The sequence below is a fragment of the Acinetobacter sp. Ac8 genome (assembly GCF_055392545.1).
This window is the reverse complement of record NZ_AP043689.1, coordinates 3,561,350-3,587,850: the sequence shown is the minus strand read 5'-3', so window position 1 is coordinate 3,587,850 and position 26,501 is coordinate 3,561,350. Positions and strand designations below refer to the sequence as shown.

At 39.6% G+C, this 26,501-nt stretch carries 19 protein-coding genes and 1 pseudogene; 11 read left to right on the top strand and 9 right to left on the bottom strand.

What is annotated here, in order from left to right; genetic code table 11:
- The first annotated feature begins 210 nt into the window (after window positions 1-210).
- The 4 genes from ACZ5QH_RS17085 to ACZ5QH_RS17070 all read left to right on the top strand — a co-directional run bounded on the left by ACZ5QH_RS17085 (window position 211) and on the right by ACZ5QH_RS17070 (window position 7,837).
- Window positions 211-2,034, top strand: a complete 1,824-nt coding sequence (locus tag ACZ5QH_RS17085; protein ID WP_303576358.1) for an ABC transporter ATP-binding protein — start codon at window positions 211-213, stop codon at window positions 2,032-2,034.
- Window positions 2,031-3,863, top strand: a complete 1,833-nt coding sequence (locus tag ACZ5QH_RS17080; RefSeq protein WP_303576357.1) for an ABC transporter ATP-binding protein — start codon at window positions 2,031-2,033, stop codon at window positions 3,861-3,863. Before ACZ5QH_RS17085 ends, ACZ5QH_RS17080 begins: the two co-directional genes overlap by 4 nt.
- 166 nt (window positions 3,864-4,029) lie before the next feature.
- The gene (locus ACZ5QH_RS17075; RefSeq protein ID WP_303576355.1) at window positions 4,030-6,522 is read left to right on the top strand and encodes a TonB-dependent receptor plug domain-containing protein; all 2,493 of its coding nucleotides are present in this window, start codon (window positions 4,030-4,032) and stop codon (window positions 6,520-6,522) included.
- Between the two features lie 52 nt (window positions 6,523-6,574).
- Complete coding sequence (locus ACZ5QH_RS17070) at window positions 6,575-7,837, top strand: lipase family protein (RefSeq protein WP_267965726.1); 1,263 nt, start codon at window positions 6,575-6,577, stop codon at window positions 7,835-7,837.
- Window positions 7,838-7,965: 128 nt separating this feature from the next.
- Here ACZ5QH_RS17070 and ACZ5QH_RS17065 read toward each other — a convergent pair whose 3' ends face one another.
- Window positions 7,966-9,057 (bottom strand): LLM class flavin-dependent oxidoreductase, encoded by a 1,092-nt coding sequence (locus tag ACZ5QH_RS17065; protein WP_303576354.1) that lies wholly within the window; start codon window positions 9,055-9,057, stop codon window positions 7,966-7,968.
- Window positions 9,058-9,374: 317 nt separating this feature from the next.
- On the opposite strand from ACZ5QH_RS17065, the gene ACZ5QH_RS17060 reads away from it, so the two are divergent.
- Entirely contained in the window at window positions 9,375-10,445 is a 1,071-nt protein-coding gene (locus tag ACZ5QH_RS17060; protein ID WP_303576353.1) for a sigma-54 interaction domain-containing protein, read from the top strand.
- A gap of 27 nt (window positions 10,446-10,472) precedes the next feature.
- Here ACZ5QH_RS17060 and tatC read toward each other — a convergent pair whose 3' ends face one another.
- The 7 genes from tatC to ACZ5QH_RS17025 form a co-directional block, all read right to left on the bottom strand.
- Complete coding sequence (gene tatC, locus ACZ5QH_RS17055) at window positions 10,473-11,225, bottom strand: twin-arginine translocase subunit TatC (protein WP_303576352.1); 753 nt, start codon at window positions 11,223-11,225, stop codon at window positions 10,473-10,475.
- Window positions 11,222-11,638: a Sec-independent protein translocase protein TatB gene (tatB, locus tag ACZ5QH_RS17050; RefSeq protein WP_004823389.1), complete on the bottom strand. Its 417-nt coding sequence runs from the start codon at window positions 11,636-11,638 to the stop codon at window positions 11,222-11,224. The genes tatC and tatB overlap by 4 nt, the downstream gene beginning before the upstream one ends.
- A gap of 13 nt (window positions 11,639-11,651) precedes the next feature.
- Complete coding sequence (locus ACZ5QH_RS17045; RefSeq protein ID WP_303576351.1) at window positions 11,652-11,867, bottom strand: Sec-independent protein translocase subunit TatA; 216 nt, start codon at window positions 11,865-11,867, stop codon at window positions 11,652-11,654.
- Window positions 11,868-11,963: 96 nt separating this feature from the next.
- Window positions 11,964-12,719: an ABC transporter ATP-binding protein gene (locus ACZ5QH_RS17040; RefSeq protein ID WP_034610681.1), complete on the bottom strand. Its 756-nt coding sequence runs from the start codon at window positions 12,717-12,719 to the stop codon at window positions 11,964-11,966.
- Window positions 12,720-12,749: 30 nt separating this feature from the next.
- The gene (locus ACZ5QH_RS17035; RefSeq protein ID WP_004717492.1) at window positions 12,750-13,538 is read right to left on the bottom strand and encodes an ABC transporter permease; all 789 of its coding nucleotides are present in this window, start codon (window positions 13,536-13,538) and stop codon (window positions 12,750-12,752) included.
- Window positions 13,538-14,377, bottom strand: a complete 840-nt coding sequence (locus tag ACZ5QH_RS17030) for an ABC transporter permease (protein WP_303576350.1) — start codon at window positions 14,375-14,377, stop codon at window positions 13,538-13,540. The genes ACZ5QH_RS17035 and ACZ5QH_RS17030 overlap by 1 nt, the downstream gene beginning before the upstream one ends.
- Window positions 14,378-14,380: 3 nt before the next feature.
- Window positions 14,381-15,454: an ABC transporter substrate-binding protein gene (locus ACZ5QH_RS17025; protein WP_056518007.1), complete on the bottom strand. Its 1,074-nt coding sequence runs from the start codon at window positions 15,452-15,454 to the stop codon at window positions 14,381-14,383.
- Between the two features lie 315 nt (window positions 15,455-15,769).
- On the opposite strand from ACZ5QH_RS17025, the gene ACZ5QH_RS17020 reads away from it, so the two are divergent.
- The 4 genes from ACZ5QH_RS17020 to ACZ5QH_RS17005 all read left to right on the top strand — a co-directional run bounded on the left by ACZ5QH_RS17020 (window position 15,770) and on the right by ACZ5QH_RS17005 (window position 19,094).
- Window positions 15,770-16,903, top strand: coding sequence for an LLM class flavin-dependent oxidoreductase (locus ACZ5QH_RS17020; protein ID WP_151956368.1), 1,134 nt, complete (start codon window positions 15,770-15,772; stop codon window positions 16,901-16,903).
- A gap of 191 nt (window positions 16,904-17,094) precedes the next feature.
- Window positions 17,095-17,922, top strand: a complete 828-nt coding sequence (locus ACZ5QH_RS17015; RefSeq protein ID WP_056518011.1) for an energy transducer TonB — start codon at window positions 17,095-17,097, stop codon at window positions 17,920-17,922.
- A 27-nt stretch (window positions 17,923-17,949) separates the two neighbouring features.
- Entirely contained in the window at window positions 17,950-18,690 is a 741-nt protein-coding gene (locus ACZ5QH_RS17010) for a MotA/TolQ/ExbB proton channel family protein (RefSeq protein ID WP_105713541.1), read from the top strand.
- Window positions 18,690-19,094 carry an ExbD/TolR family protein gene (locus tag ACZ5QH_RS17005; protein ID WP_004717481.1) on the top strand — a complete coding sequence of 135 codons (405 nt, stop codon included), beginning with the start codon at window positions 18,690-18,692 and terminating at the stop codon, window positions 19,092-19,094. The genes ACZ5QH_RS17010 and ACZ5QH_RS17005 overlap by 1 nt, the downstream gene beginning before the upstream one ends.
- 324 nt (window positions 19,095-19,418) lie before the next feature.
- Here the strand turns inward: ACZ5QH_RS17005 and ACZ5QH_RS17000 are convergent, their stop codons facing one another.
- Complete coding sequence (locus tag ACZ5QH_RS17000; RefSeq protein WP_151956366.1) at window positions 19,419-21,008, bottom strand: ABC transporter substrate-binding protein; 1,590 nt, start codon at window positions 21,006-21,008, stop codon at window positions 19,419-19,421.
- Window positions 21,009-21,291: 283 nt separating this feature from the next.
- Here ACZ5QH_RS17000 and ACZ5QH_RS16995 point away from each other — a divergent pair, with 283 nt between their 5' ends.
- Complete coding sequence (locus ACZ5QH_RS16995; protein WP_303576349.1) at window positions 21,292-23,904, top strand: TonB-dependent receptor; 2,613 nt, start codon at window positions 21,292-21,294, stop codon at window positions 23,902-23,904.
- A gap of 269 nt (window positions 23,905-24,173) precedes the next feature.
- A pseudogene (locus ACZ5QH_RS16990) lies at window positions 24,174-26,500 on the top strand (TonB-dependent receptor).
- Window position 26,501 lies beyond the last annotated feature (1 nt).

Here is a 26,501-nt window from a genome sequence, read left to right as displayed (position 1 = left end):
ATTTTTAATATCTATTTTTATGATGTTGATATATCAAATATTGTTGCAATAACAACAGATAACAAGTGCGGATGTTTTAAATCAAACATCTCATCAAACACGTTTTTTAAAAAAACAATATAAAACAGTGGATTAAAATATTTATGCCTTTGAAAAATTTGGCATAGATCTCGCAGTGAGCTATAGATCTTTAGTTGTTGTTTTATTTTTATGTTTAAAAATTATCCACTGCTGCGAAGTTTGGCCTTATATCGTTTTATGCCATTTCGCTTTGTATTGACGGCAACATTATTTGTCCTTGCCAATTTTGGCTTAGCACTACAGCAATATTCAATCGGACATGCGATTGATACGCTAAAACACAGCCAACCTGAAAGTTTATTTCAACATGCTTTTACAGATCCGTTAAATCCGTGGTTTTGGTTTATTCTACTGACGAGTATCGCTTTACTTCGTGCCATTATTCAATATTTAGCGGGTTTAAGTGCCTTGATAATTGGGCAGCAATTGTTAAGTATTTTAAGAGAAAGAATCTTTAGTCAGGTCCAGCATTTAGATGTTTCATGGCACTGGAAACACGGATTAGGTGAAGTTTTATCAAGAACCACCCGAGATTCAGATAAATTAAAAGAAGCTTTAATTAATTTTTGGCGACAAGTGTTTGAATCCAGTCTAGTGGTCGCCGCAACAGTCGGATTGTTGTGTTGGTATCATCCTTGGTTGGGGATCGTCCCGCTTATTTTTATTTTTCTAGGCCTAGCTGTGCTGTTTAAACTGACCAATCAGTTGGTGGTGCTGGATCATCAAGTTGCCTATGCCTATGAAAAAGTCAGTGATACTTTGGCTGAAAGCGTCAATGGCATTCGAGTGGTCAAAGCCTTTCAACTTGAGGAAAAGCTCTTACAACGTTTTAATGCTGCGGTTGATAGCTTTATTCGTCATTCTATTCAAACCATTCGCACCAGTGCACAACGCTTACCGATTCCTCAAATGATTATTGCCTGTTCCTACTTATGGGTGATTGGGTTTGGTGGCTACTTAATTGGACAAAATCAATTACAGATTGGGCAATTTGTGGCTGCTGTACTTATGGCAAATTTATTGGTGTTTCGTATTGAAAGTATTGGACAGGTCTTACATATTTTTGCAGATGCACGTTCATCGGCAACTCGAATATGGCAAATGCTAGATGAGAAATCGGCAATTGTAGATGCTGCACATGCTTTGCCACTACAAGCGGATGCTGATGGGGATGAAGGTTTAAATATTCGACTGGAAAATGTCAGTTTTCAGGATCGAAACACAGAAAAGTATATTTTAAAACAGTGTAATGTTGAATTCCGAGCAGGTGAAATCGTCACCATTGTGGGGAAAACTGGAGCGGGTAAAACCACACTGATGAACTTGCTCAATCGTTTTATCGATCCAACCGCAGGGCAGGTCTGGATTGGTTCAGATCAACGCGGTTGGCTCAATCTTAAAGATCTTAGTTTGGTTAACTTACGTCATATGGTTCAGATTATTCCGCAAGATAATTTCTTTTTCTCAGGAACCTTGGCGGATAACTTAAAAATAGCCAAACAGGATGCGACTGAACAGGAGATGCGAGATGCGTTGCATTTGGCTTCAGCATCTGAACTATTACAGCGACTCGATGCTGGTCTGGAGACACGAATAGGGGACAAGGGAGTCACCTTATCTGGAGGGCAAAAACAACGGATTGCACTGGCACGGTCAATTTTAAAAAACTCGCCAATCTTGGCGCTTGATGATTCAACCAGTGCTTTAGATTCCACTACAGAAAAACAGGTGTTACAGCGTTTATCAGGCTTGGCTGACAATAAAAATCAGCTCAAAAGAACCATCCTGATCAATTCAAATAAACAGACCACGATTTCTTTATCAGATCGCATTATCGTATTAGATCAGGGACAAATTCTTGCTCAAGGGAGCCACACAGAATTGCTCCAGCATTGCGAATTTTATCGGGAGTTGATGGGATTTCAGAAGGCGCAACAGGAGATTCAAGCATGAATACCACGGTTAAAAATTTCCGACCGCTGACGAAAATCTCTGATCTGCAGATCGAAGAAAACTTAGCAAAAACCGCGCTACATCGCGGAATGTTAAAAAAACTCATTCCTTTGCTTTATCCGATTCGTTATTTAATTCTAGCCATGATCTCAGTAGAGATCTTACAAGTGCTGAGCATCTTTGTACGTCCATGGGCAGTCAAGTACATTTTAGATTCTGGATTTCAGCAAGTGGCTGGGAAACTGGTGTTGTATCAGCCAGTACTTTTTATAGCAATTGCTATTCTGGCATTCAGCTGGGTGTGTCGTTTTGGATTAGCGGGTATATCAAAATACTTGTCTGGAAAAGCGGCTTTAAGTGTCATTAATGATCTAAGACGTTCATTATTTCAACATATTCAAGCTTTAAATATTGGTTATTTTGATCGAACTAAAGCGGGCCGAATTATTTCACGAGCGGATCGTGATGTCGATACTTTAGAACCAGTATTGATACAAGGACCACCTGAACTACTTTCTGCGATTTTACGTTGCGGATTAGCATCTGTGCTTTTGTGGCATATTTATCCCCCATTTTTCTGGTGTTTATTTGCAACTTTGCCGATTTTATTGACAATGACTGCAATATTTAAAAAGTCATCACAACGGCATTGGGGACGGGTTGCCGAAGAACGCAGTCGATTTACTGCACATTTGGTTGAAACGGTAAATGGTGCCAAAATTATTCAGCAATTGAATTATAGTGAAACCAATCAACAGCGCTATCAGCAACTCTTAAAAGATTTTAATGATTCTATTATTTATGGAAGTAAGCGGACCAGCTGGTTTGCCCCATTTACTGGATTGCTTTCGACAGTGGCAACCGCAGTTTTTATTGTGATTGGAAGTTATGCTTATAGTGAAGGTGTCATCAGTATTGGACAGTTTGCCGAAAGTATTTTTTATGTGTTTTTATTCTTGGCACCTTTACAGGAATTGACCGATTTATTTGAGCGTTATGCCAATGGTGCAGCGTGTGCACAACGGATATTTCTACTTTTAGATACCCAATCTAGCATTCAAGATGCACCACATGCGTTGAAATTAGGGCAACTTAACGGGCATATTCGTTTTCAGTCTGTACATTTTGCTTATACCACCAAAGCTGTTTTACAAAATTTTGATTTAGAGATCGAAGCTGGAACGGTGGTTGCGATCGTGGGGCCGACAGGTCATGGTAAAAGCACGATCGTTCAGTTACTGACACGGTTTTATGAGCCTCAGCAGGGGGGGATTTTCTTAGACCGTTATCCGATACAGGATATCCATCTGGATAGTTTAAGACAAAATGTCAGTATTGTTTTACAGGACAATGTCTTGTTTAGCGGCACAATTTTAGACAATTTACGTTTAATTCAACCCGAAGCTACAGATCAACAACTGATTCGGGCGATTGAAGAACTTGGTGCAGATGATATTCTAGGACAGCTTCCTCATGGTTATTTTACTGAAGTTGGAACACTCGGAAAAAATTTAAGTCATGGGCAACGCCAACTAGTTTGTCTCGCACGTGCATATTTGGCTGATCCTAAAATTTTAATTTTAGATGAAGCGACCTCTGCGATTGATATTTATACGGAACAGAAAATCCAATATGCCCTTCGACGCTTATGTAAAAATAGAACCTGTATTGTGATCGCACATCGCTTAAGTACCATTCAAGAAGCAGACAAAATTGTGGTGATTGAGAATGGGGCTGTAGTGGAACAAGGTGCTCATGAACAACTGATTCAACAGCAACAATCTTACTATCAGTTGTATCAATCTTATTTACACAATCAACTTGTATAAGCTTATGCGCCACTAGCAAATCTGTGGTTTTATAAACATTTTTTCGAATCATTGTTTAAATATAAACAATGATTTTTTTATTTTTAATGACAAGTTTTTGATATTCAATAATAAAAATTTTGGCATTGGCTTTGCTATATCGGTGCACATCGTTAAGGAAGCTTATATGCGTACATATTTTTCTCAATTCATTCTTCATTCTTCTGTTTTTGCGTTCAGTACACTTACCGCCTCAATCACTTTGGCAAATGAACAAAGGCCTGTATCAGAAAAAGAGGATGTCGTGACATTGCAATCAGTTGTTGTAACGGGTTCTCGGCGAGCTATCAATAGTGCTTTAGAGGCTCCTGCTCCAGTAGACATTGTGACAGCCAAAGAACTACAAGAAACAGGGGCAGGTGATCTTGCAGCTGCATTAACACGTTTATCGCCGTCAGTGAGTTTACCAACATCACCTGCGGGTGGTTTCGGTGCATCGGTGCCGCCGAGTATTGCATTGCGAGGTTTATCTGCAGATCAAACCTTAATTTTGATCAATGGTAAACGTCGCCATACAGCGGCTTACTTCACTCGACAAGCGTATGCTGGGGGGAGAGGTGCTGCGGTAACAGATTTAAGCCTAATCCCGATTAGTGCCATTGAACGTATAGAGATTTTACGAGATGGTGCCGCTGCTCAATATGGTTCTGACGCGATCGCGGGCGTGGTTAACATTATATTGAAATCACGTGATCATGGTGGTGGCGTGAGTTATCAAACTGGAGGCTATACACAAGGGGATGGTGAACAGCATAAAATCAATCTTTGGAAAGGCTTTGAATTACCCAATGATGGTGCTTTAACTGTTGCCGTAGATTTAGGAAAGCGTGAAGCTGCAAGTAATACTGCACCAGATACGCGAACATTTTATGATGGTTCAACCCAAGCCCAATACACCGAGCAGAACACACCATTTAGAACTTGGAAATTTGGTTCTCCTGAACAAAAAGACCAAATCAATATCACTGCGAATTTAGATTTACCTTTAACTGATGAAATTGCCTTGTATGGTTTTAGTAGTTATGGGCATCGTAAGACCATCGGGGAAAATTTTTATGAACCTCCAACCACCAAAACAGTACTGAATCAATCCAGTTATTTTAAGCAACGTTATCCTGATGGACGCTCACCTTTGAGTTTAGTCAGTGTGGATGATTTTGCGACCACGTTTGGGGTTAAACAAGGCAACCAGACTTCAGGAAAATATGACCTGTATGCCACTTATGGACAAAACAAAGTCAGCACTGAACAAGGCAATGGTATTAACCCAAGTTATGGTGCAGATTCACCCTCTCATTATGATTTAGGGGAAAACATTTTTGCCCAACTCAATACAGGACTGGACTATAGTCGTGATTTTGCAATTGCTGGTTTAGCCAGTCCATTGACTGTTTCGACGGGAGCGCTATACCGTTGGGAACAATATAAACAAAATGCAGGCGACCCCATTGCTTATACCCGTGGACCCTATTTTAATCCAAGTACGGCTTTAGGTACGGGTATCCCAGGTATATACGCGGGTATTACAGATCAAGACCAACGCAAAATTAGTCGAGATGTGTACGGCATTTATTTGGATCTCGAAGCCGATATTGTAAAAGATTTAAATGTTGGTGCTGCTATTCGAACAGAAAAATATTCAGACTTTGGTTCGACAACCAACGGCAAACTCTTTGCCAAATATGATATTTCTCCGCAGTTGACCCTTCGTGGATCTGTCAATACAGGTTATCGCGCACCGTCATTAGCCCAGCAAGGATACTCCGCTTATAGTGTACAAACGGTGCAAACTCCGACAGGTTGGCAAGATGTACAGCAAAGGACTTTAGTTGCGGGAAGTGAAGCGGCTTTACTGATTGGTGGAACTTCACTTAAGCCTGAGAAATCGACCAATTATTCTTTAGGTTTGGTACTCAAACCATTTATCAATACCTCTGCAACTTTAGATCTTTATCAAATCGATATTCGAAATCGTATTTTACTTTCTGACAATATTACTGGCAGCGTGATCAATAATGCTTTTGCAAATACGCCGTATGCAAATATTGCCAATGTGGCGTTTTTTAATAATTTATTAGATACGCAAACACGTGGTTTGGAGTTCGCGTTAAAACATGATCTTGATCTTGAACAATATGGCAAGTTAAAGCTGAATTTAGGTTTGGCTTATCATAAAAATAAAATCACTGACAGCCGAGACTCAATCACTGCAAAAGGTGAGCGAATTCCAGTCTCCAGTATTGCTGGTCGAAATACTCAAAGCCTAATTGAATCTACAGCGCCAAAAACCAAATTAGCATTGGGGGCACTTTGGTCAAATCAAGCGTGGAGTATCAATGCCGCAGTCCGTCGTTATGATAAATGGACTACTTTAAATAATACCAATACTTCATTGGATCAGACCTTTGATCCGCAATGGATTGCTGATTTGGACTTTGGCTACAAAGCAGATGCGTGGGTAAAAGGGCTAAAATTCAATCTGGGCGCAAATAATTTATTTAACAGTTACCCAGACAAAGCCAAAGACTCATCTGTAGGGGACATCGTCAAATACAGTTTTAATGCGCCAGAAGGTGCCTTTGGAACGTATTTATATGGCCGTGTAAGTTACGACTTTTAAATTAAAAAATAAATTTTAAAACAGTTTTTAAATAGGTTTCAAGGTCATGAAAATGCAAAATACTTTTATATCTAATGTGGTTAAATCCGTTTTTGTCGCAAGCATACTAACGTCTGCTGGAATGGCAAATGCCCAGCAAGCCCCTCAGCCTGAAGATCGTTATGGGGATGGACGTGTTTCAGCATTTTATACATGGAAAGCTGCGATTCCAGAACAAGCTGGAAAACTGTTAAAGACAGAGGACATCAGCAACCCTTATATCCGTTTGGACAATGATAGTACGGCAATTCGTATTTTATATAGTTCAACAAGTGGACGGGATAGTAAGACCCCCATTGTGGTTTCTGGGACAGTACATCTTCCTAAAGGTACGCCACCGAAAGAAGGTTGGCCTGTTGTGTTATGGGCACATGGTACGGTTGGTCTAGCAGATGCCTGCGCACCTTCTTGGAATGGACGATCTTATCGAGATGTACAATATTTAAATCGATGGTTAAAAGAAGGATTCGCTGTAGTAGCAACTGACTATGAAGGACTTGGTGTGGCTGGCCCGCACTTGCTGATCAATAATCCAATGCTTGCTTATAGTATTTTAGACAGCGGTCGAGCTGCGCTTAAAACGAAATTACCTCTAGCAAATCGTTTTGTTATTGTGGGGCAATCTCAAGGTGGGGCGGGGGCTGTTTCAGCTTCAGCTTATTCAGCAACCTATGCACCAGAGTTAAATATTAAAGGATCTATTGGCACAGGGGTGATTTATCAGGACCCAGAGGCAACAGCTGAAAAGAATCAGTTAAAGTTAAATCCTTATGAAGTCAGTCCATCCTTAGCATATGGTATTTATAGTTTTTTAGTGACGCAAAGCTTATTTCCTGAAATCAAAACTGAAGATATTTTTACTGCTGAAGCAGTGCCTTTGGTGGAACAGGCAAGAAATGCCTGTTTGACCAGTTTTATGGGAGATATTCAAACGGCAGGACTTTCACCTGCGCAAGCCTATAAGGCGAATCCACCATCGATCTATAAAAAATTACAGGAAAAACAATCCAATGATTATGGCTATTACCCGACCTTAAAAATCAATCATCCATTATTTATTGGCACTGGGGCAAATGATCGTACACCAGATGCACGTAATCAAATGAAGTTGGTGGCGGATGCATGTAAGGCAGGTACAGTCGTTGAAGGGCATTTGTATCATGGATTGGGACATAGTGAGACAGTGAATGCTTCCCTACAAGATTCTATTCCATTTGCCAAAAAGGTGATTGCAGGGGAGAAGATTCAGTCCATTTGCAAACCAGATTTACAATAGAAAATCAGAAGAAAATAACCATCCCTCATAATGATGCTCATGGTTATGACAAGACCTTAAATTAGCAAGCAATAAAAAACCGCTCATTCAATCCGATTAAATGAGCGGTTTTTATTTAGCTTGAGGACTTAGGCAATCTGTTTGTTTCGCTTGACCGCCTCATCTCGTACCGCAGGAATAATATAACGACCATAGTCCACAGTATCGTAAATTGGATCATAACCACGATTTAAAAAGGTGGTAACACCCAGATCTACATAATCAAGTAATGCGGCAATAATCGTATCAGGCGTTCCGACAAGGGCGGTGGTATCACCATAGGCCCCAACTGCGCTTGCAGTTGGCATCCATAAGGCTCGGTCATGGCGATCACCTTGTTGTGCTGCTGCCAGTAACCGTTGTGAGCCTACGCCTTTAATTTTATGTCCCGAAAGTGAGCCATTATTTTGGAAAGTTGGATTTTGCTGAATATCAGCTAAAATTTGTTGCGCACGTTGCCATGCGAGTTGTTCTGTTGGCCCAATAATAAGACGTACTGATAAACTGACCTGCGGCTGTGGTTTATTGGCTGCTTCTGCTGCCTTTTTAAGTTTATTTATCTGTTCTTTCACGCCCGCTAAAGGCTCACCCCAAAGCGAATAAAGATCTGCATGACGCACAGCGATATCGTAGGCAATATCCGAAGAACCACCGAATGAAATCGGAATAGAAGTTCCATTGACCGGTTTTAAAGGGCAGAAAGCATTTTCCAGTTTAAAGTATTTGCCTTCATAGTGAATCGGTTGCTCACTTTTCCAAAGCTTTTGGATGATATCTAGATATTCACCCGTGCGTTCATAACGTTGAATTTTATCAACAATATCATCACCTTCTTGGGGTTCGGCGGTAATCCCCGTAATGGCATGTAAACGAATGCGTCCTCCGCCAGTTGTATGGTCTAGTGTGGCAAAGGAACGTGCAGCCAGATTAGGCGTCATCAGCGCAGGGCGATGTGCAATCATAAATCCAAGTCGTTCAGTCTGTTGTGCCAGATAAGCTGCGATTTGGGTACTATCAGGGCTATTTGGTCCATTGGCGATTAAAACTTTATCAAAGCCTGCATATTCATGTGCACGAGCATGATAGCGTAAATATTCGAGATCAATTTTATGACCAATTCGGGTTCCTTTGGTTTCAGACCATTGATTTGGAAAAACCATACCCACAAACTCTATGCTCATCATTTAACCTATGCTGTAAATTTTAAATAAAAGAGCAAAATAGATGCCAAATAGTGAGAGGAGATAAAATATATAATTTTTTCAAAAATATTATTGTAAGCTGTTTATATATGATCAATTGACAGACATATTGTTTAAAAAGCAACAATGCATAAAAATAGAAATACATTGATTATAAATGCATAAGCGAAAACGCCTATTAAATCATTCAATATATAAATTTAGGATTAAATATCTGTAATTATTATTTATCAGCTTTGTAATAGAATTGTACTATTCTATTTTAATATCCTCCTCAGCTATTTAAAGGGTTAATTATGAAATCCTATTTGGATAATGATTATAAAGTAATTACCTTGCCTGATAATGGTGTGCCAATTAAGCCAATAAGAGCAAAAGCGATTATATTTTCTGATCAAAACTCTCGTAAGCTATTAAGCCAAGTTGAAACCATTGCACCAAGTTCTGCCAGCGTGATCATCCAAGGTGAATCAGGTACAGGTAAAGAATTAATCGCACGTGAAATTCATTTGAAAAGTGATCGCCAAAATAAGCCGTTTCTTGCCGTCAATTGTGGTGCTTTAGTTGAAACACTTGCAGAATCTGAATTGTTTGGTTATGAAGCAGGCGCATTTACGGGTGCGCATAAGACACGTCCTGGTATTTTTGAAACAGCCGACGGCGGAACTTTGTTCTTGGATGAAGTGGGTGAGTTGCCGTTGTCTTTGCAAGTAAAACTGTTACGTGTATTGCAAGAAAAGGAAGTTGTTCGGGTCGGTGGACGTAAACCGATCCCGATTAATGTACGCATCTTGTCTGGTACACATGTTGATTTGCGTAAAGCTGTCGCGGAAAATAAATTCCGTTTAGATTTATACTATCGCCTAAATGTGGTTGTGCTAAATATTTTACCATTGCGAGAGCGTAAGGGTGACATTTTGCCTTTGGTGGATTTTTTCTTAAACTCCTATTCACAAAAGATGATTACGCCGAAACCCAACATCAGTGATCGCGCCAGAAATGCGCTACTCAACTATAGTTGGCCGGGAAATATCCGTGAGCTTGAAAATAATATCCATTATGCACTGCTCATCAGTGGTGGCAAAACCATTGATATTGAACATTTAAGGTTTTCAGAGGAGGGTGGCTTAAGCGTTTTACCAGATAATGATTTGATTCAAGAGTTTGAGGATGTACTCAAGCGTTTATTTCAAGAATATGATGGTGAAGCATGGCACATCATTGAAGATAAAATCGTCAATACCGCTTTTTCAAGTTGCTGGAATAATCAGGTTAAGACTGCAAAAATGTTAGGACTGTCGCGCAATGTTTTACGTAATTTGTTATCAAGGTATAATTTATTACCAAATAAAAATGAAATTGTTTAATTGGGCTGTGCAATAGAAACATCCATTTTACCTATGGATGTTGTATTTTGGGCTGGTCATTTTTGTGATCCATAAACCCAGTTCAAACAAAAGCCACATTGGTACTGCCAGTGCAAGCATGCTAAAAATATCAGGGGGTGTAATAAACATTGCGATAAAGAAAAACAAAACAATGATGTGTTTACGGTAATGTTCCAATTGTTGAATAGAAAGAATACCAATAAAAATAAGAATGTAGGTGAGTACAGGGATTTGAAAGGCGATACCAAAAGCCAGAAAAAGCTTGAGACAGAAATCAAGATAACTATTGATATCAGTCATCGGTAAAACATTATCTGGTGAAGCTAAGACAAAGAAGTTTAACGCCAAAGGCAGAATCAAATAATAGGCAAATAAGATGCCAAGATAAAATAAACCGATGCTGGAGAGCACAAGCGCCACGCCAAATTTTCTTTCACTTTGATATAGAGCAGGTGCAATAAAGCGCCAGAATTGATAAAGAATAAAGGGAATCGCCAATAAAATTGCAAAATAAATATTGAGTTTAAAGGGCGCTAAAAATGTACTCATCACATCTGTAGCTATCATGGTTGAATTTTTAGGCAATCGGGATATTAAGGGTTGAGCCAAAAAATGATAATTGTGTTGTGCAAGGGGCAATAAGAGTAAAAAAATAGTTAAGACTGTAGCAATGCTATAGATCAAACGCTTTCTAAGCTCTTTTAAATGTTCGCTATATTTCATTTCAGTGAGTGTTTCACTGAGTATTTGTTCGGTCATGCAGCTTGATCCTCACGCAAGATATTGGATGATGTTGTGTAAATTAAAAAGGGTACTTTTAATTCACGCGCAGAGATTTGATAAACATAATCATGTGTGGGATAAGGGGGCGCTTGATGTGCTATAGCAACAGCGCTATGTACACTTTGGATTTCGTGTTGCATTTGTGCAAGCTGCTGTTTGAGCAGCTCTTCGTTTTGTTTTATTTTGAGCAGCTCTTCTTGCATGATCCTTTTTAGTTCAAGCAATTCCAGTTCATTTTCTAACTCTAGCTGGATTTTGTTAAGGTTATTTTTAAGGGCTCTGTATTTAAGTAATCCCACCCTTAATGTTTGAGGGAGCTTTTCAGGTCCCAATATAATCAGTGCAATAACAGCAAAAGCCAAGAGTTCACCAAAACTGATATTGAACATAATGATTTAGTACTCACCGGTTAGTGTTTTTTTCTTTATTTAAATCGAGATGATGAATTTCTTTAGGCTGATTTGTTTCAGAAAGTTTTTGATCATCAGAATGAACCGAGTCTTTAAAATCTTTAATTGCACCACCTAAATCCTTACCTAAGTTTTTAAGTTTTGATGTACCAAATAATAAAATAATGATCACGGCAAATAATAATATATGCCAAATTGATAAACCCATTTCATATTTCCTTAATAATTTAAAACTTGTTAATATAAATATCATGCTTGAATATATTTTCTAAATAATATTTATATCGATGAATATTCGATTTCATTATGCGCTATGGTCCAGCATATTGAGTGCTTGATTACGATAGTTAAATAATAATTCGCTGTCTTTATGTCTTGGATGGGTCAAAGGAACTTGAATGATTTGTTTAATTTTTCCTGGTCGAGCAGACATTACGATCACGCGATCACCCAGATAAACCGCTTCTTCTATATCATGTGTAACTAGAATCATGGTGATCTTTTGATCTTGCCAAATACGTTGTAATTCAGTTTGCAGATGGCTACGTGTAATTGCATCTAAAGCACCAAAGGGTTCATCTAAAAGTAAAATATCAGGCTGATTAACCAAGCCTCGTGCAATCGCTACCCGCTGCGCCATACCACCCGATAGCTCATGTGGATAAGCATTTTCAAAACCTTTTAAACCCACCATTGTAAGATGTTCTGCCACACGGGCATTTTTTTCGGCACGGCTTAAGTCTGTTTCTTCGAGTGCTAAATGAATATTTTCGGAAACACTGAGCCAAGGCAATAGACGGTGCTCCTGAAAAATTAAACCTCGTTTTAAATCTGTCCCTTGTATTGGTGTTTGATTCAGTAAAATCTCACCTTGATAGTCTTTATCTAATCCTGCAATTAAGCGCAACAAAGTCGATTTACCACAGCCACTGCTTCCGACAATAGAAATAAATTCTCCTTGTTGAATATCGAGATGAATACCATCTAATACGGTGAAAGTTTGTTGATCTCGATAAAATGATTTATTGAGTTTTTTAATCGAGAGTAAGGAAAAGCTCATATCAATATCCTGATGAGATGGGTGATTCAGTTAAACACGCCATTGCAGTAGTCGTTTAGAAATCAAGTGAATGCAAAGCGTCATGCCAATACCGCTGAGGGTGACCGTGATTGCACACACCAACAAAATATCCATTTCGGCATTGATTTCAGCTTTCATCATTAAATTGCCTAAGCCTGCACCAGCATTGAATAACAGCTCACTGGCAGTTGTGGTAATCCATGTAAAAGGCACCGCTAAATTCAACCCCGTTAAAATATATGGGAGAGCTTGAGGGAAACGGATTTTTTTAAATTCCTGCCAAAAAGATAATTTGTAAATACGAGCGACTTCACTGTATTTCTGGTCATAATGACTTAGCCCTTGAAAGCTGTTAATCACCATCGGGAAAAAAGAAGCAAGCGCAATAATAAAGATTTTTGCCTGCTCACCATTGCCAAACCACAGTGCAATCAATGGGGTTAAACCAAGTAAGGGTACTTGGCGAATGCTATTAAATAATGGTGAAACCAAGGCATTTAAAATTTTTGAATAGGCAAGTAAGGCACCGAGTAGTAGCCCTGTTGTCGAGCCAAGTAAAAACCCCAGTCCAGCTTTTTTAAGACTTCCCCATGTGTTTAACCATAATTCACCTGTTTCAAGCAGCTGAATAAAAGCAAAATACACCTTCTGTAAAGGCACAAATGCATAGGCATGACTGGCGCCTAAACTTGAATTGTATTGCCATAAAGCCAGTAAAAGGAGCGGTAGCAGCAGACCTTTGATCAAGATCAGTGGTTGCGCAAAAGCACTTTTTAAGTTCAGTGGATGCTGTGACATTATTTCCCCCTTGAACTCAATGCAGGCGATACAAGATATTGTTCGAGCTGACGTAAAGTTTTATCTAAAGCAAAACCAATGATTCCTGTAATAAAAACTCCGACCATTACAACGTCTAAACGTAACATTTGTCGTCCGAGCTCCATCATTTGACCAATGCCAGTGCCTGCAGCAAGTAATTCAACGGCCACCAAAATCAACCAAGCACGACCTAGAGCAATCCGCAGTCCACTGATTAATGGTGGGAGGATGCAAGGGATGATGATGTATCTCAACCATGCTGGAGTTTTTAGTTTGTAGATCTGGCCCAATTCAATATATTTTTTAGGAATATTTCTAACAGCATCCGCTGTTGTGAGTGCGATTGGAAAAAAACAGGCTTTAATAATCAGTAAAATTTTAAATAGTTCACCAATGCCAAAAACCAAAATAAAAATAGGAATAAGCACAAAGATTGGAATTTGATAAAGGATATTGAACAAAATATAGGTGTAATTTCGGAAAGAGGTGAGGAATGCATAGGCAATGCCAAACAAAATCGCACAGGTGGCCGCAATTGAAAAACCCATCAGCAGTCGAGAAAGGCTATCTTTTAAATGCAGTTGTAGTTCACCACTTTGCAACAAGGCAAGAAATGTCTGCCATACCGTTATAGGTGGTACTAAAATTTGGGTTGGAAAAATCTGTAAATAGCTAATCAATTGCCAAACCAGTAACGCCAAGAAGGGTGAAAGGAATGAGAGCAAGCGATAGACCTGCTCAGAAGACAATCGCCTCCATAATGGTGCTTTGATCGCCACGATTTTTTTTTCGATAAGCGGATTTACGAGGATTTTCATGACCTAGTTTCCTTGCTTATGTTGAATATCAAGTGTTTGTAAATTTTGAATGGCTTGACTGGTAAACTGAGCATTGAGCAACTCTTCAGCTTTGATTGGCGTTTGAATCAATTGGTTTTTTACAGCATGGTCGATGACTTTTGCATAATGCTGTTTAAGAAAATCCACTTGGTACTCAGGTGACCAATCTTGTTGCCAGTTACTGCTGGTATTTTGACTTTCGCGTTGAATCACACTTAGAGGCTGACCAAATTTGGTTTGGCTTTGTTGGAATTCATCTTGATGCTGTGAAATCCACTGCATTGCCCGTACTGTCGCATCAGCAAGTAGTTGGGTTGTGTCTGGATGTTGATCCAGATAAGTCTTGCGTCCCCATAGTTCAGCACGCATTTTCCAGTCAGCGGGTAGACTTTGCGATGACCAAATAATTTTGCCAAGATGGCGATCTTGTAAAGTGAGCGCATCACTTAAGGTAAAAAATGCATCGACGCTTTTAGCGGATAAAGCAGCAGCTCCCGCCTGTGGATTGAGATTGATGATTTGAAAATCTTTAAGCTTTAAACCTTTGCTCTGTATCAATTGAGCAAAATTAATTTCCCAAGGACGACCACGATGTAAGGCAATCTTTTTACCTTTGAGGTCCTCAATGGTTTTGATGGGTGAATCCGCTGGAACCACCAAATAAACATTATTACCGACTCCGCCAGGGACGACAATTTGTGTTCTAACACCAGTGGCATTGAGTACTACCGCAGGAAGATTGCCATAAAAAGCAAAATCAATTTTATTGTTGATAAAGCTTTCATTGACTAAGGTGGCCACAGCCGCAGTGGTTACAGGTTCCCACTTTAATTCAATATTTTTCTGCTTTAATGCTTTTAGAAAAATGGGGTCCTGTGCAATAAGTTGTGGTACACCAATAAAGTCCAGACCGCCAGAAGTTCCATTGGCCACAACCGCAATACGAAGCTGTTGTTGACTGGTTTTACTTTGGTTTGGATCTTCGGTTTTGTGTACGCCACAAGCAACCAATCCTAAAAGACTAAAACTTAAAAAAAGACCAGAAAAAATACGCATATCATCATAAAAATCTAGAAATATAAGGGGATAGAGCAAGAACCAAGCCAAAATAATTATTTTATATAAATCAGTTTGTTATGTTTTTATGATTGGTGTTATTTGAATGGATCAAACAGGTTATGTTGTGAAACCGACAGTATTGGATGGATAAGTGTTGAAATTTCAACACCATGTTTAGCTGGGTTTTTATAATATTTAGATAAAACAACAATATAGATGAATTCAATATTGAATAAAAAACGGCATGGTTTCTGCTCATGAGTTGTATCACTCACGATAGCGTGTAAAACCTTTAAATTATTGAGAAGTATTATGTCTGTTGAATTTTTATGGAGAATCCCTGTGCATGGGGATGGTCGTCGAGCACATCAGTTACATACACGAGGTGAATGGAACCAGCTGAGCCCAGCAGTACAATCCCCTCAACGTGTGGCACCTCAACATCAAGATGAATTGTTTGCCTACTATGATTATGTACAACAGGTAGCAAAAGCCGCAGATATCGTAGGTTTTCACGGCGCATTGATTCCTGCTTTTCCACATACTGAAGAACCGTGGGTGCTGGCATCGGCATTGGCAAGAGAAACCAAAAGACTCCGATTATTGATTGCGATTCAACCTTGGTTTATCCATCCTGCATACGCAAGCCAAATGGCAGCAAGTTTGCAGCGTCTCAGTCAGGGACGGGTTGAATGGAACGTGATCTCAGGTGGCGGTGGGGCACAGCAACGAGCCTATGGTGATTTTATTGAACATGATCAGCGCTATGCGCGAACCAATGAATTTTTAGAGTTTGTAAAAGGGTATTCGCATCAGGCACCTTTTGACTATGATGGAAAGTTTTTCCACGTTGAACAAGGTGGTTTGAAATATCCAATGAATCAATATGACGTTCCTCGTTTGTGGTTAGCGGGAGCTAGTCCAGCGGCACTGCAAGTTGCAGGTCGGCATGCCGATATCCACTTAACCTGGGGGGAACCTGTTGAACAGCAGAAAAAAGTGATTGAACAGGCGCGATCCTTCCTTGCACAAAATACCCCAGACCATAAGGTAAAGTTTGGTATGCGTATTGATATTTTGGCACGCCCCACACAGGAACAAGCGTTTCAAGAGCTTAAACAGATGTATGAAACCATCGCTGTTGATGGCAATGCATTTGAACGTAAAGATACTGAGTCGGTTGGTGCAAAACGTCAGCAGGCCTTAGCACAAGGCAATCGTTTTGAAGACTTATTTGTCAGTCCAAATGTTTGGGCTGGTATGTCAAATGTAAGGGGTGGGCCAAACTGTATTTTAGTGGGGAGTTATGAACAAGTGGCACAGCGCTTACAAGAATATATCGACATTGGCGTTGGGCATTTTATTCTCGCCAGTAACCCACATTTGGAAGAAGCATATCGGGTTGCTGAAGAAGTCTTACCCTTGGTTGGATATAAATTAAAATAATAAGTTTAGATCCCTTTGAGATATCAGAGGGATCTTGTTGTTTCAACAGCATAGAACTGTCTTAAAACCAACAGCTTTGCTGACAAATCGAAGAGTGTTTTTAATTAAATTTATAAAAATTAGTGGCTTATATTGTTGGCATGACTTGTGCAATTTTCAATACAGTATTTTATTTTTTAGTTTAAATTGCCATGAGTGAACGAATATTTAATCCCCATCAGCGGGCGTTGCTATTTGGGCAATATGCATCTGCTTCAACTGCAACTGGCATATCAGACCCATTTACACGACATCATTTGGATGTGAGTCAATCACCTCCAGCAAAATTGAATAAATTGTGGATCGCGATCATTGCGGTTGCTGCAGCACATTTGGGTATTTGGTATATCGCAAAACAATTACCGACACCAGCTTTGGACATTGCAAAGCCAGAACCCGTGGTGATTGAAATTGTCAAACCAGTGGAACCACCTAAAGTCATTGAACCTAAAATTCCACCAGTGACGCAAAAACCCAAAATTCCGCCTGTGGTCGAAAAACCAAAACCGATTGCGAAACCTATCGAACAGCCGAAACCTGTTCAAAAAACTGTGGAGCAAGCCAAACCGATTGTAAAACCCATTGCGCAAGACACAGTTCAAAAAACTGAGGAACCTGTTGTAAGCAAAAAACTGAGCGCTGAACCTGCTCCAAAAACAGCAGAACCAGTGAAGCCTACTGATGACAATTTACCTGTGACAGAAGCCAAGGGTTATGCAGGTTATCTAAGCAACCCCGCAGCAGAGTACCCAGAACAGGCCTTAGAACGTGGTTGGGAAGGCTCGGTGATTTTAAGGGTCAAAGTATTGCCAAATGGTAGCCCAGATAGCGTAACAGTCAAACAAAGTAGCGGCAAAAAACTTTTAGACAGTGCGGCTGTAAGAACAGTAAAGCAATGGAAATTTTCACCGGCCTTAAAAGGTAAAACACCTGTCGAAGGTTGGGTTGATGTTCCAATTCATTATCAATTACCGAAATAAACTATTTTAAATTAAGAGGATATCTACATGACAGACATAAATTCATTGATCCATGACGGCACAATCTGGTTATTGGTTGCTTTCTCCATCGTCACATGGGTGTTGATCGTGGTTAAAGTGGTACAGACACAGAAAGCCAGCAAGCAAAGTAAGGTCTTTGTCGAAGCCTTTTGGAAAGCCAAAAATTTGCCTGAGGCAGTGACTCAATCACAACAAGGTGAAGGCCCTACAGCCCGTGTTGCAAATGCCGGTTTTCAAACCTTGATTGAGGCAGATGAAAAGACTCATCAAGATTTGCAAAACAGTTGGAGTCGTCAGGATTTATTAGAGCGTCATTTACGCAAGCAAATTTTAACTGAACGTCGTCAATTGGAAAAAGGTTCTGCATTATTGGCTTCGATTGGCAATAACGCACCGTTCATTGGACTATTTGGAACAGTGTTTGGGATTATTCATGCTTTACAGGCCATTGCACATTCAGGTAATGCAAGTATGGATGTGGTTGCAGGGCCAATTGGTGAGGCCTTGATTGCTACAGGTATTGGTATTGCTGTGGCGGTACCCGCTGTGTTGGCTTATAACTATTTCATACGTAAAGTTAAAACCATCGGTGCAGACCTCGATGATTTTGCCACTGATTTTGTCAGTTTAAATCAAAAAGCGGGCTTTCAGTTACCTGTCACTAAGCCAAAAAATACCACTGGAAATACTGTAGTCAATCATGATGCATCTAGTAAAGAAGTCAAAGAAAAAGGAGTGTTTGCATAATGGCCGTTTCAACCTCCCAAGAAGATGATGTGGTGAGTGAAATTAACATTACGCCATTGGTTGATGTAATGCTGGTTTTACTCATCGTGTTTATCGTTACAGCACCCCTATTAACCAATACCGTGAAAGTAAATTTACCCAAGGCTGCACCGACGCAGTCAACGGATCAGAATAAAGCGGTTGTCATTAGTGTTAATCCGCAAGGAGAAATCTTCCTTGACAAGGATAAAGTAACTTTGGCAAGTTTTGAAAAAGAGATCCAGTCACGTAAAAACAGTAACCCTAAATTGGCTTTGAATTTAAATGCCGATGAGACCATTCCTTATGGAACAGTTGCAAAATTACTTGCCAGTATTGAGCGAGTAGGGGTAGAAAAATTATCTGTGATTACTGTACCTAAGTAGTCTTTGGATGCTGAATGAAATAGCTGCTACGGCAGCTTTTTTAGTGCCTAAAAATATGAGTAGTTAAAATAAAAACAGCGTTCAAATTTTATTGCTTTGTATAAGCATGATTTATATAAGCCTGATTTTTATAAACTGAATATGTACAAAATGAATGTGTTATTCACGATTTTGATCAGCAACATTAAGGTCGTTGTGTTGGGTAGCAATAGTCGGGATGCATCATCAGAGCCCCATAGTGGATTGACTTTTCATCCTTGAAAAGTTAGAAGATCACTGACTACAGTAGCCGCTTGCTGGTGTTAAGGCTCTGTAAATTTTATTTTAGGCTTGATTGTTCCATAATTTCTCAAAACGCCACGTTGGGAAAATAGTGTGTTCTGCCGCTAATCCTCCGATCTGTTTCGATGCAGCATCTATGCTATGGCTAAAACCCCAGATCAGCATTCCACCGCGTTCATGTTGAATTTTTTGTGCCTGAGCCAAATACACTTTACGCTTGGCTAAATCGGGTTCAGCCAGTGCTTTATAAAACAGCTCACTATATTCTGGGTCTTTAAAGTTGACACGATTGGTTGTTGAAATTGGCGCATCATTCACTACAGCAGTGGATAAATACGGTGTACCCACGTTGGTTGCATTACTGGAGAATTGCCATTTACTCCGATCAGGTCCATTAAATGTGGCTAAATCAACTTGTTTGACCCGAATACTGACATTGGCTTTCTTTGCTTGTTCTGCAAATATCAGGGCAGGTTGGGCGTTGCCAACGGGGGTAATCAGTTCAACGCTTAAGCCATCTTTAAAGCCCGCTTGAGCCAATAAATTCTTGGCTTCCGTAATGTCTTGTTGACGTTGTGGCAAATTTAGAAATGCTGGATCCTGTGGAGAATATAGATCATTGGCGATGCGTCCTTGACCGTTTAAACCCCGTTGTATCAGCTCTTGACGATCGGCGATTAAACGAAATGCTTGGCGGACTTTGGGATCATTAAATGGTGCCTGTTGAGTATTAAAGTCAAAACTATTGTGAGTATTGGTTTGAGAACGAACCGTTTGAATATGTTTTGCTTGCTCTAAAATTTTAATGTATTCAGGTGAAATCGCATTTGCAAGATCAATTTGTCCTGCCAATAATGCATTTAGTCGAGAAACTTGATCTTTAAAGTCAATGACTTCAAAACGATCTGCATAAGGCCGATCTGCTTTAAAATAGTTTTCAAACCGAGTAAAGACAGAACGTTGACCGGGGATAAATTCTTTGACTTTATAAGGACCTGCGCCCACAGGGTTATGAATGGGATCAAAATCAGTGGGGACAATACCGCCAAAATTGACCCAAGTTTCAGGCAGCGCCACAAAGCCAGCAATTGAACTAATAAAAGGAATGCGTACTGTATATTGATCTAATTTTTGGATACGATCACGATCAATCCATTGCACAAGATTTCGAAAAGGTGAGGCAAGCTTTGGATCTGTTAAGCGTTGCAATGAAAAAATGACATCATCTGCGCTGACGGTTTTACCATGATGAAACTCTAAACCTTTACGCAGTCGTATGGTCCATTCGCTGGCATTATGATTAGGTTCTGCAAATTCAGCCAAAGCAAGACGAGGAAGCATGTTTTCGTCCCATTCCCAGAGCTTATTATAAATCGCAAAGCCACGGGTAATCCCACTTCCTGATGCTGAAAGGTGAGGGTCAAGGCTACCTGATTGTTGTCCACCAATCAGCCCTAATCGAATTGTTCCACCATGCTTAGGGGTACTGGAAAGTGAACTTTGGGAGTCAGCGCTAGGTTGTGGAGATTGTCCACAAGCAGATAAACCACTGATTAAAGAAACGCCACCGAGCGCAGTAAGACTCTGGGTTAAAAATTTTCGACGTGAGAGTAACAAGGTTTCATGTGTCATTAAAAATACTCAGTTAGAACGTATCCAGAGGAGATTGCACAATGAATGCCAATTATTTTTTATATTTTTCTAATATTTATCAATTAATTATAAGCGTTGTGTTTTTTGTCACTGTTGCTTTTTCAGCATTTCTGTTGAAAAAATAAACATGAATAAAAGTTGTATATCAATGAAGGTTATTTAAAAGTAATAAAAATCAATGTTTTATATTTGAGTTTTGCCTATTTAAAGATTGGCATAGGCTTTGCGTAACGCAGTGTAAATGTATTTTACTGAGTGTGATATGAAACAGAACTTTCAATTAAAGCCACTGGTGATTGCGCTAGGGCTATTTGGGGCAATTTTTCCATGTGCTATTTTTGCTGAAGAAACCTCAGAGCAAGCCAAGGATTCTGATGGTGATGTAATTACCTTAGCTGATGTTGTGGTGACAGGAGCAAATAAAAAAACCACCATTCTCCCCAAGCGTAAAGTCACTTCGATTTATGGGACGGATAGTTCTGTATTAGATACCCCTCGTGTCGTTTCACAAGTATCAGAACAACAGTTTCGTGAAGATGTTATTCGTAGTGCAGATGATTTGGTTAAGTATGCTCCAAGTATCACCAGAGGAGGTGGGCAAAATGCCAATTTCGCGCCACAGATACGTGGGCAAAATTCCGAAGTTTTTCAAGATAGCCAACGAATATACAGTACCCGACATCCGACCAATTTAAATGCCTATGAAGCTGCTGATATTGTTGCAGGACCAACGGGGGTAATTTTTGCACCGACCTCAGGTTCAGGGGGATATATTAATTATCTCACCAAAAAACCGAATTTTAATAAAGCAGAAACCACGATTTCGGGATCAGTGGGTTCAATTTATGCAGGGCAAGGTGCTGAGCCTAATTTCTCAGTCAGTATTGATCATACTGCACCTATTTCTAAAGAATTGGCATTTCGTGTCAGTGCAACAGCACAACGAACAGATGACTATTATGACAATGTAAAAAATAATTTTAATGCATTTTATGGTGCTTTGGCTTGGCGTCCAGATGACAGTCTACGGGTTGACTGGAATATCAGTTATGACGATTATTCAGATTTTAATGTGACGCATGGTTGGAACAGAGCGACACAACAATCCGTTGATCAAGGGCTTTACTATAAAGGCAGAGCGACCCCGATTATTCAAAACGGTTCAAACTTTTGGTCTCCAGTCTTTGAGTCAGGTGCAGCTCACTCTAAAGTGATTGGTTGGCAAACTCGGCAGAAGAATGATAAAAATCAATATATTGCTGTAGGTCCAGTACAGACTTCTCCTTTGCCAAGTTCTATTGCTGATCAAGCGGGTACAATTCGAGGCTGGGTCTATGATCCATCAATCGCAGGCAATGGCTTAGTCAAATTAGATGATGATGTTTCTGGTCGGGGTGAAGATAAAAACAGTGCAAAGCGCTTTAGTACACAATTTAAACTGGTCAAAGATATCAATGAAAATTGGTCTGTGGCCAATAGTACGCTATATCAAAAGAGTCGTGATTTGGGTGACTCCGTTGGGAGTTTCTTTACCGATTTGGACCATGAATTATTGGACAACCGCTTAGAGTTTTTAGGCGATCATGACTTTGAGCTATTGGGTGTCAAAATCAACAATAAAAGCAGTACAGGTGGCGCTTATCGGCATGAGAAATTTACCTCTCTCGCAGCAAACAATAGTTTTAATATCAATCCTTATGATTTAACCAATGATCCATCACAGAAAAACCCTGGAGATTTATTGGGATTGGTCAATCATGGCAGTTCGACTGGAAGTTGGATTGGGCAGGCTGGTGTTCCACAGTATTCGCAGTATTTTGGCTATTTAAATCTACCTCGAATGTACCCTGTGGGTCATGGCTTATATGCTGAAAAAGGCGGTTTTCCTCCCAATGGAGGTGGTGCAGTTTATACAGGAACAGGCTTTTGGGACACTTACAGCGTATTTACACAGCAAAATTTTACTTTTAATGATATTTTTGGGATTAATCTGGGAATTAACCACAGTTCTATAAAAGCAAAATTAGAGAATCCACTGGTTTTAGTCCCTACAGATGTGCGCTCAGATTCCAATAAATATAGTTTGCTCAGCTATCAAGTCAGTACCTTTATTAAACCTACTGAAAAAAGTACCCTCTATTTTACTTATGATAAAAGTACAGCTTTGAATACGGGTGTATTTGGTCCATTTTTAATTTGGGGCGCTGGAAATCAGCTAAATCCTTTGGCTTTTGACAGCCAAAGTGAATTAAAAGAAGTGGGAGTGAAATACGAGCCGATCACTGATCAACTTCTGTTAACGCTCAGTGGTTTTGAACAGAAGCGCGATTTATCACCTGATACCAATGGCAATATGGCGCGTTTTGAAATCAAAGGCCTTGAATCATCATTACGTTGGCAACTACAAAAAAATATCGCGATCGGGGCAAACTTAACCTATCTCAATGCTGAATATTCTTCCATTATTCCAGCTGGTTTTTCACCTTTTGGTTTCCATGCAGACAATGCGACGGTATGGGGCGATAGCAATGCTTTAAACCAACGCAAAGCAGGACGTTATGATGCAGCAGGCATTCCTAAATATTCTGCAAGTGCTTATGTGGACTATCAACACCAGTCAGGTTTTGGGCTAAACCTATCGGGCTGGTGGACAAGTAACTGGTATACCAATCTAAGTCAGACCGTAAAGGTACCCAATAATTATAATTTAGATTTGGGACTTTATTATCGTCAACCGCAGTGGACAGTAGGCTTAAATATTCTTAATTTGACCAATGAGCGTAATTTCGTAAATGGTTTAGCTGGTGCAAATAGCGAGTTTTTACAGCCAATGCGTCCATTGACGGTACAAGGGCAATTTAGCTATAAATTCTAAATTAAACAGATTTTTATTTTCTTTTGATTTAACCAATAGCCATACTTTTGTATGGCTTTTTATAAATTTATTCTTAGTAGATATCATTAAAAATAAAAAACAGCAAAATGTTGAAATAACAACAATACGACAATTAAAAATGTCTATCTATCAGCAAAAATAAATAATTTTTTTATGATTTTTTATATAACACTTTGAAAATATTTAAATAAATGGAATGGCACAAAAGTTGCCAATAACAAGAATAGATTTATTTAAATGGAGTCAGCATGTTTAAGGTTACAAAAATTAGGCAGAGTATTTTAACTGCTATGTGGGGCGTAACGGCGAGTGTTTCAACACTGGCTATTGCAAATGAAGAGATCGAGACTACACCAGCACAACAAGCACAGGTTGAAAAAGCCAAAGATGTCAAAAAATTAAGTGATGTGATCGTCACTGCACAATATCGGGCGCAAAATATTCAAAAAGTTCCCACTGCAATTACTGCTGTTTCGGGTAAGGACTTGGCTGCGAAAGGTTCTACTTTTATTGGGGATGTTTTAACCTATACGCCAAATGCTGCAGCTGAAAACCCAGATGGGGATAGTCGTCCACGTTGGTATATTCGTGGTCTAGGTACGGGAGATGTGGCTGCATCGACAGTATTTCCTGTTGGCGTGTATGCAGATGGGGTTTATTTAAATGCGCCAGTTGCAGGTGCAGGTGACTTGTTTGATTTAGAGCGTATAGAAGTTTTACGTGGTCCACAAGGTACGCTCTATGGGAAAAACACCACTGCGGGTGCAGTCAATTATATTTCTAAAAAGCCTAATTTTTCAGATAAACCCAATGGATATGCAACCATTGGTTTAGGGGATCATAACCTACGACATTTGAAGGTGCTGCAAACGGCAAAATTTCGGAAAATGTTGCGGTGCGCGGGGCTTTTTACTCTGAAGACCGTGACGGATATGCAAAGAATATTGCCAACGGTGAAGATTATGGCAACGTGGATAAAAAATCTTTTCGTTTCCAAGTGCTAGGCAAAATCAATGATGAATGGGATGCCTTGGTCAATCTACACAGCCAAACTTATAATGGTTTAGGCAGTAATGGTTCCTTAAGTGTGGGTAAATACTGGGGTATTTATGAAAGACCTAAAGGACGAGACACCAATTTAGATTTAGATGAAAACAATAAGATTCAGCATGATGGTGCGTCATTAACCTTAACTGGAGATTTGGGGAGCGGATATAGCTTTACTTCGATTACTGCCTTTGATAAGACCACACAAAAGTCGATTTCAGATGGTGATTACACCCCTTATGATGTCGCACGAAGCTATAGTGATAATGAATGGCGTCAATATAGCCAAGAGTTCCGTATCGCTTCTGATGCTGAAAAACGCTTAAGCTGGATTGCAGGATTTCATTATTTTAATGAGGATTTAGATTCCACTGGAGTCAGTGCACGTGTCAATAAAACATTGCCAAATGGCGCTGCTTCTCAAACTGCATCTACGCCAGCATTTAGAGATATAACCTATAACCAAGCCACTCAAAGCTTTGCACTTTTTGGTAACAGTACCTATAAATTTACAGATAAATTTAAAGTGACAGGTGGTTTACGTTGGACCAGTGAAGAAAAAGATATTGATCTCAATCTGACTCAGATCACAACGGGAGACTATACAAAAGGCAGTTGGTGGAAAAAAGATGGTTATAGCAATGCTGTTTATAACCCAACCCCAAATGCAAATGGGTCAACAAGTCGCAATAAAACTTGGAATGAGTTGACCTATGACATCACCCCAGAATATGAAATTAATCCTAATTTAAATACTTATTTCAGATTTGCACGCGGTTTCCGCTCAGGTGGATTTAACACTGGTTTATCCAGCAGTTTAACCCAACTTGCCGACGTGAATCCTGAATACTTAAATAGTTATGAACTTGGTTTAAAATCTACGTTATTGGACGGAGATTTAATCGCAAATGCCAATATTTTTTATTATGACTATAAAGATATTCAAACCAATTTACTGGTTGCAACAGAGGGACAAGGTGGTGGGGTGACCTCGGTTCTCGCCAATGGACCAAAAGCTGAAGTTAAAGGCGCTGAATTAGAATTAGATTATTCAGTGACTGAAAATCTACGTTTACGTTTTGCTGGTGCTTATCTTGACAGCGAATATACCGATTTCGTCGATAAAAACCCGGTAACCAATGTAGTTAATGCAGATAATACAGGCAACAGTCTAGTCCGTTCGCCAAAATACACCGTCGGTCTGGGTGGAGAATATACCTTTAATCTCAATGATGGTGCTCGTGTTGTTGTAGGTACAGATGCCAGCTATCGTGACCGTGAATTTTTCCTTGTAAACCGTCAAGACTATTCGGTAGATCCAATCTTAAGCCAAAAAGCATATACCTTATGGAATGCCAATGTTGGCTACCATAGCGCAAATAACAAATACCAAGTCAATGCTTACGTTAAAAACCTATTGAATGAAGAATATCAAGTACATGGCCGTCCAAATGGGCCCGCTGGACAATATGTTTTAACTTATGGAAACCCACGTCAAGTTGGTGTTTCTCTAACTGCTAAATTCTAAG

What these genes read in the sequence shown, in the direction of transcription:
- ACZ5QH_RS17085 (WP_303576358.1), top strand. Translation starts at nt 211, where the DNA reads ATGTTTAAAAATTATCCACTGCTGCGAAGTTTGGCCTTATATCGTTTT.
- ACZ5QH_RS17080 (WP_303576357.1), top strand. Translation starts at nt 2,031, where the DNA reads ATGAATACCACGGTTAAAAATTTCCGACCGCTGACGAAAATCTCTGAT.
- ACZ5QH_RS17075 (WP_303576355.1), top strand. Translation starts at nt 4,030, where the DNA reads ATGCGTACATATTTTTCTCAATTCATTCTTCATTCTTCTGTTTTTGCG.
- ACZ5QH_RS17070 (WP_267965726.1), top strand. Translation starts at nt 6,575, where the DNA reads ATGCAAAATACTTTTATATCTAATGTGGTTAAATCCGTTTTTGTCGCA.
- ACZ5QH_RS17065 (WP_303576354.1), bottom strand. Translation starts at nt 9,057, where the DNA reads ATGAGCATAGAGTTTGTGGGTATGGTTTTTCCAAATCAATGGTCTGAA.
- ACZ5QH_RS17060 (WP_303576353.1), top strand. Translation starts at nt 9,375, where the DNA reads ATGAAATCCTATTTGGATAATGATTATAAAGTAATTACCTTGCCTGAT.
- tatC (WP_303576352.1), bottom strand. Translation starts at nt 11,225, where the DNA reads ATGACCGAACAAATACTCAGTGAAACACTCACTGAAATGAAATATAGC.
- tatB (WP_004823389.1), bottom strand. Translation starts at nt 11,638, where the DNA reads ATGTTCAATATCAGTTTTGGTGAACTCTTGGCTTTTGCTGTTATTGCA.
- ACZ5QH_RS17045 (WP_303576351.1), bottom strand. Translation starts at nt 11,867, where the DNA reads ATGGGTTTATCAATTTGGCATATATTATTATTTGCCGTGATCATTATT.
- ACZ5QH_RS17040 (WP_034610681.1), bottom strand. Translation starts at nt 12,719, where the DNA reads ATGAGCTTTTCCTTACTCTCGATTAAAAAACTCAATAAATCATTTTAT.
- ACZ5QH_RS17035 (WP_004717492.1), bottom strand. Translation starts at nt 13,538, where the DNA reads ATGTCACAGCATCCACTGAACTTAAAAAGTGCTTTTGCGCAACCACTG.
- ACZ5QH_RS17030 (WP_303576350.1), bottom strand. Translation starts at nt 14,377, where the DNA reads ATGAAAATCCTCGTAAATCCGCTTATCGAAAAAAAAATCGTGGCGATC.
- ACZ5QH_RS17025 (WP_056518007.1), bottom strand. Translation starts at nt 15,454, where the DNA reads ATGCGTATTTTTTCTGGTCTTTTTTTAAGTTTTAGTCTTTTAGGATTG.
- ACZ5QH_RS17020 (WP_151956368.1), top strand. Translation starts at nt 15,770, where the DNA reads ATGTCTGTTGAATTTTTATGGAGAATCCCTGTGCATGGGGATGGTCGT.
- ACZ5QH_RS17015 (WP_056518011.1), top strand. Translation starts at nt 17,095, where the DNA reads ATGAGTGAACGAATATTTAATCCCCATCAGCGGGCGTTGCTATTTGGG.
- ACZ5QH_RS17010 (WP_105713541.1), top strand. Translation starts at nt 17,950, where the DNA reads ATGACAGACATAAATTCATTGATCCATGACGGCACAATCTGGTTATTG.
- ACZ5QH_RS17005 (WP_004717481.1), top strand. Translation starts at nt 18,690, where the DNA reads ATGGCCGTTTCAACCTCCCAAGAAGATGATGTGGTGAGTGAAATTAAC.
- ACZ5QH_RS17000 (WP_151956366.1), bottom strand. Translation starts at nt 21,008, where the DNA reads ATGACACATGAAACCTTGTTACTCTCACGTCGAAAATTTTTAACCCAG.
- ACZ5QH_RS16995 (WP_303576349.1), top strand. Translation starts at nt 21,292, where the DNA reads ATGAAACAGAACTTTCAATTAAAGCCACTGGTGATTGCGCTAGGGCTA.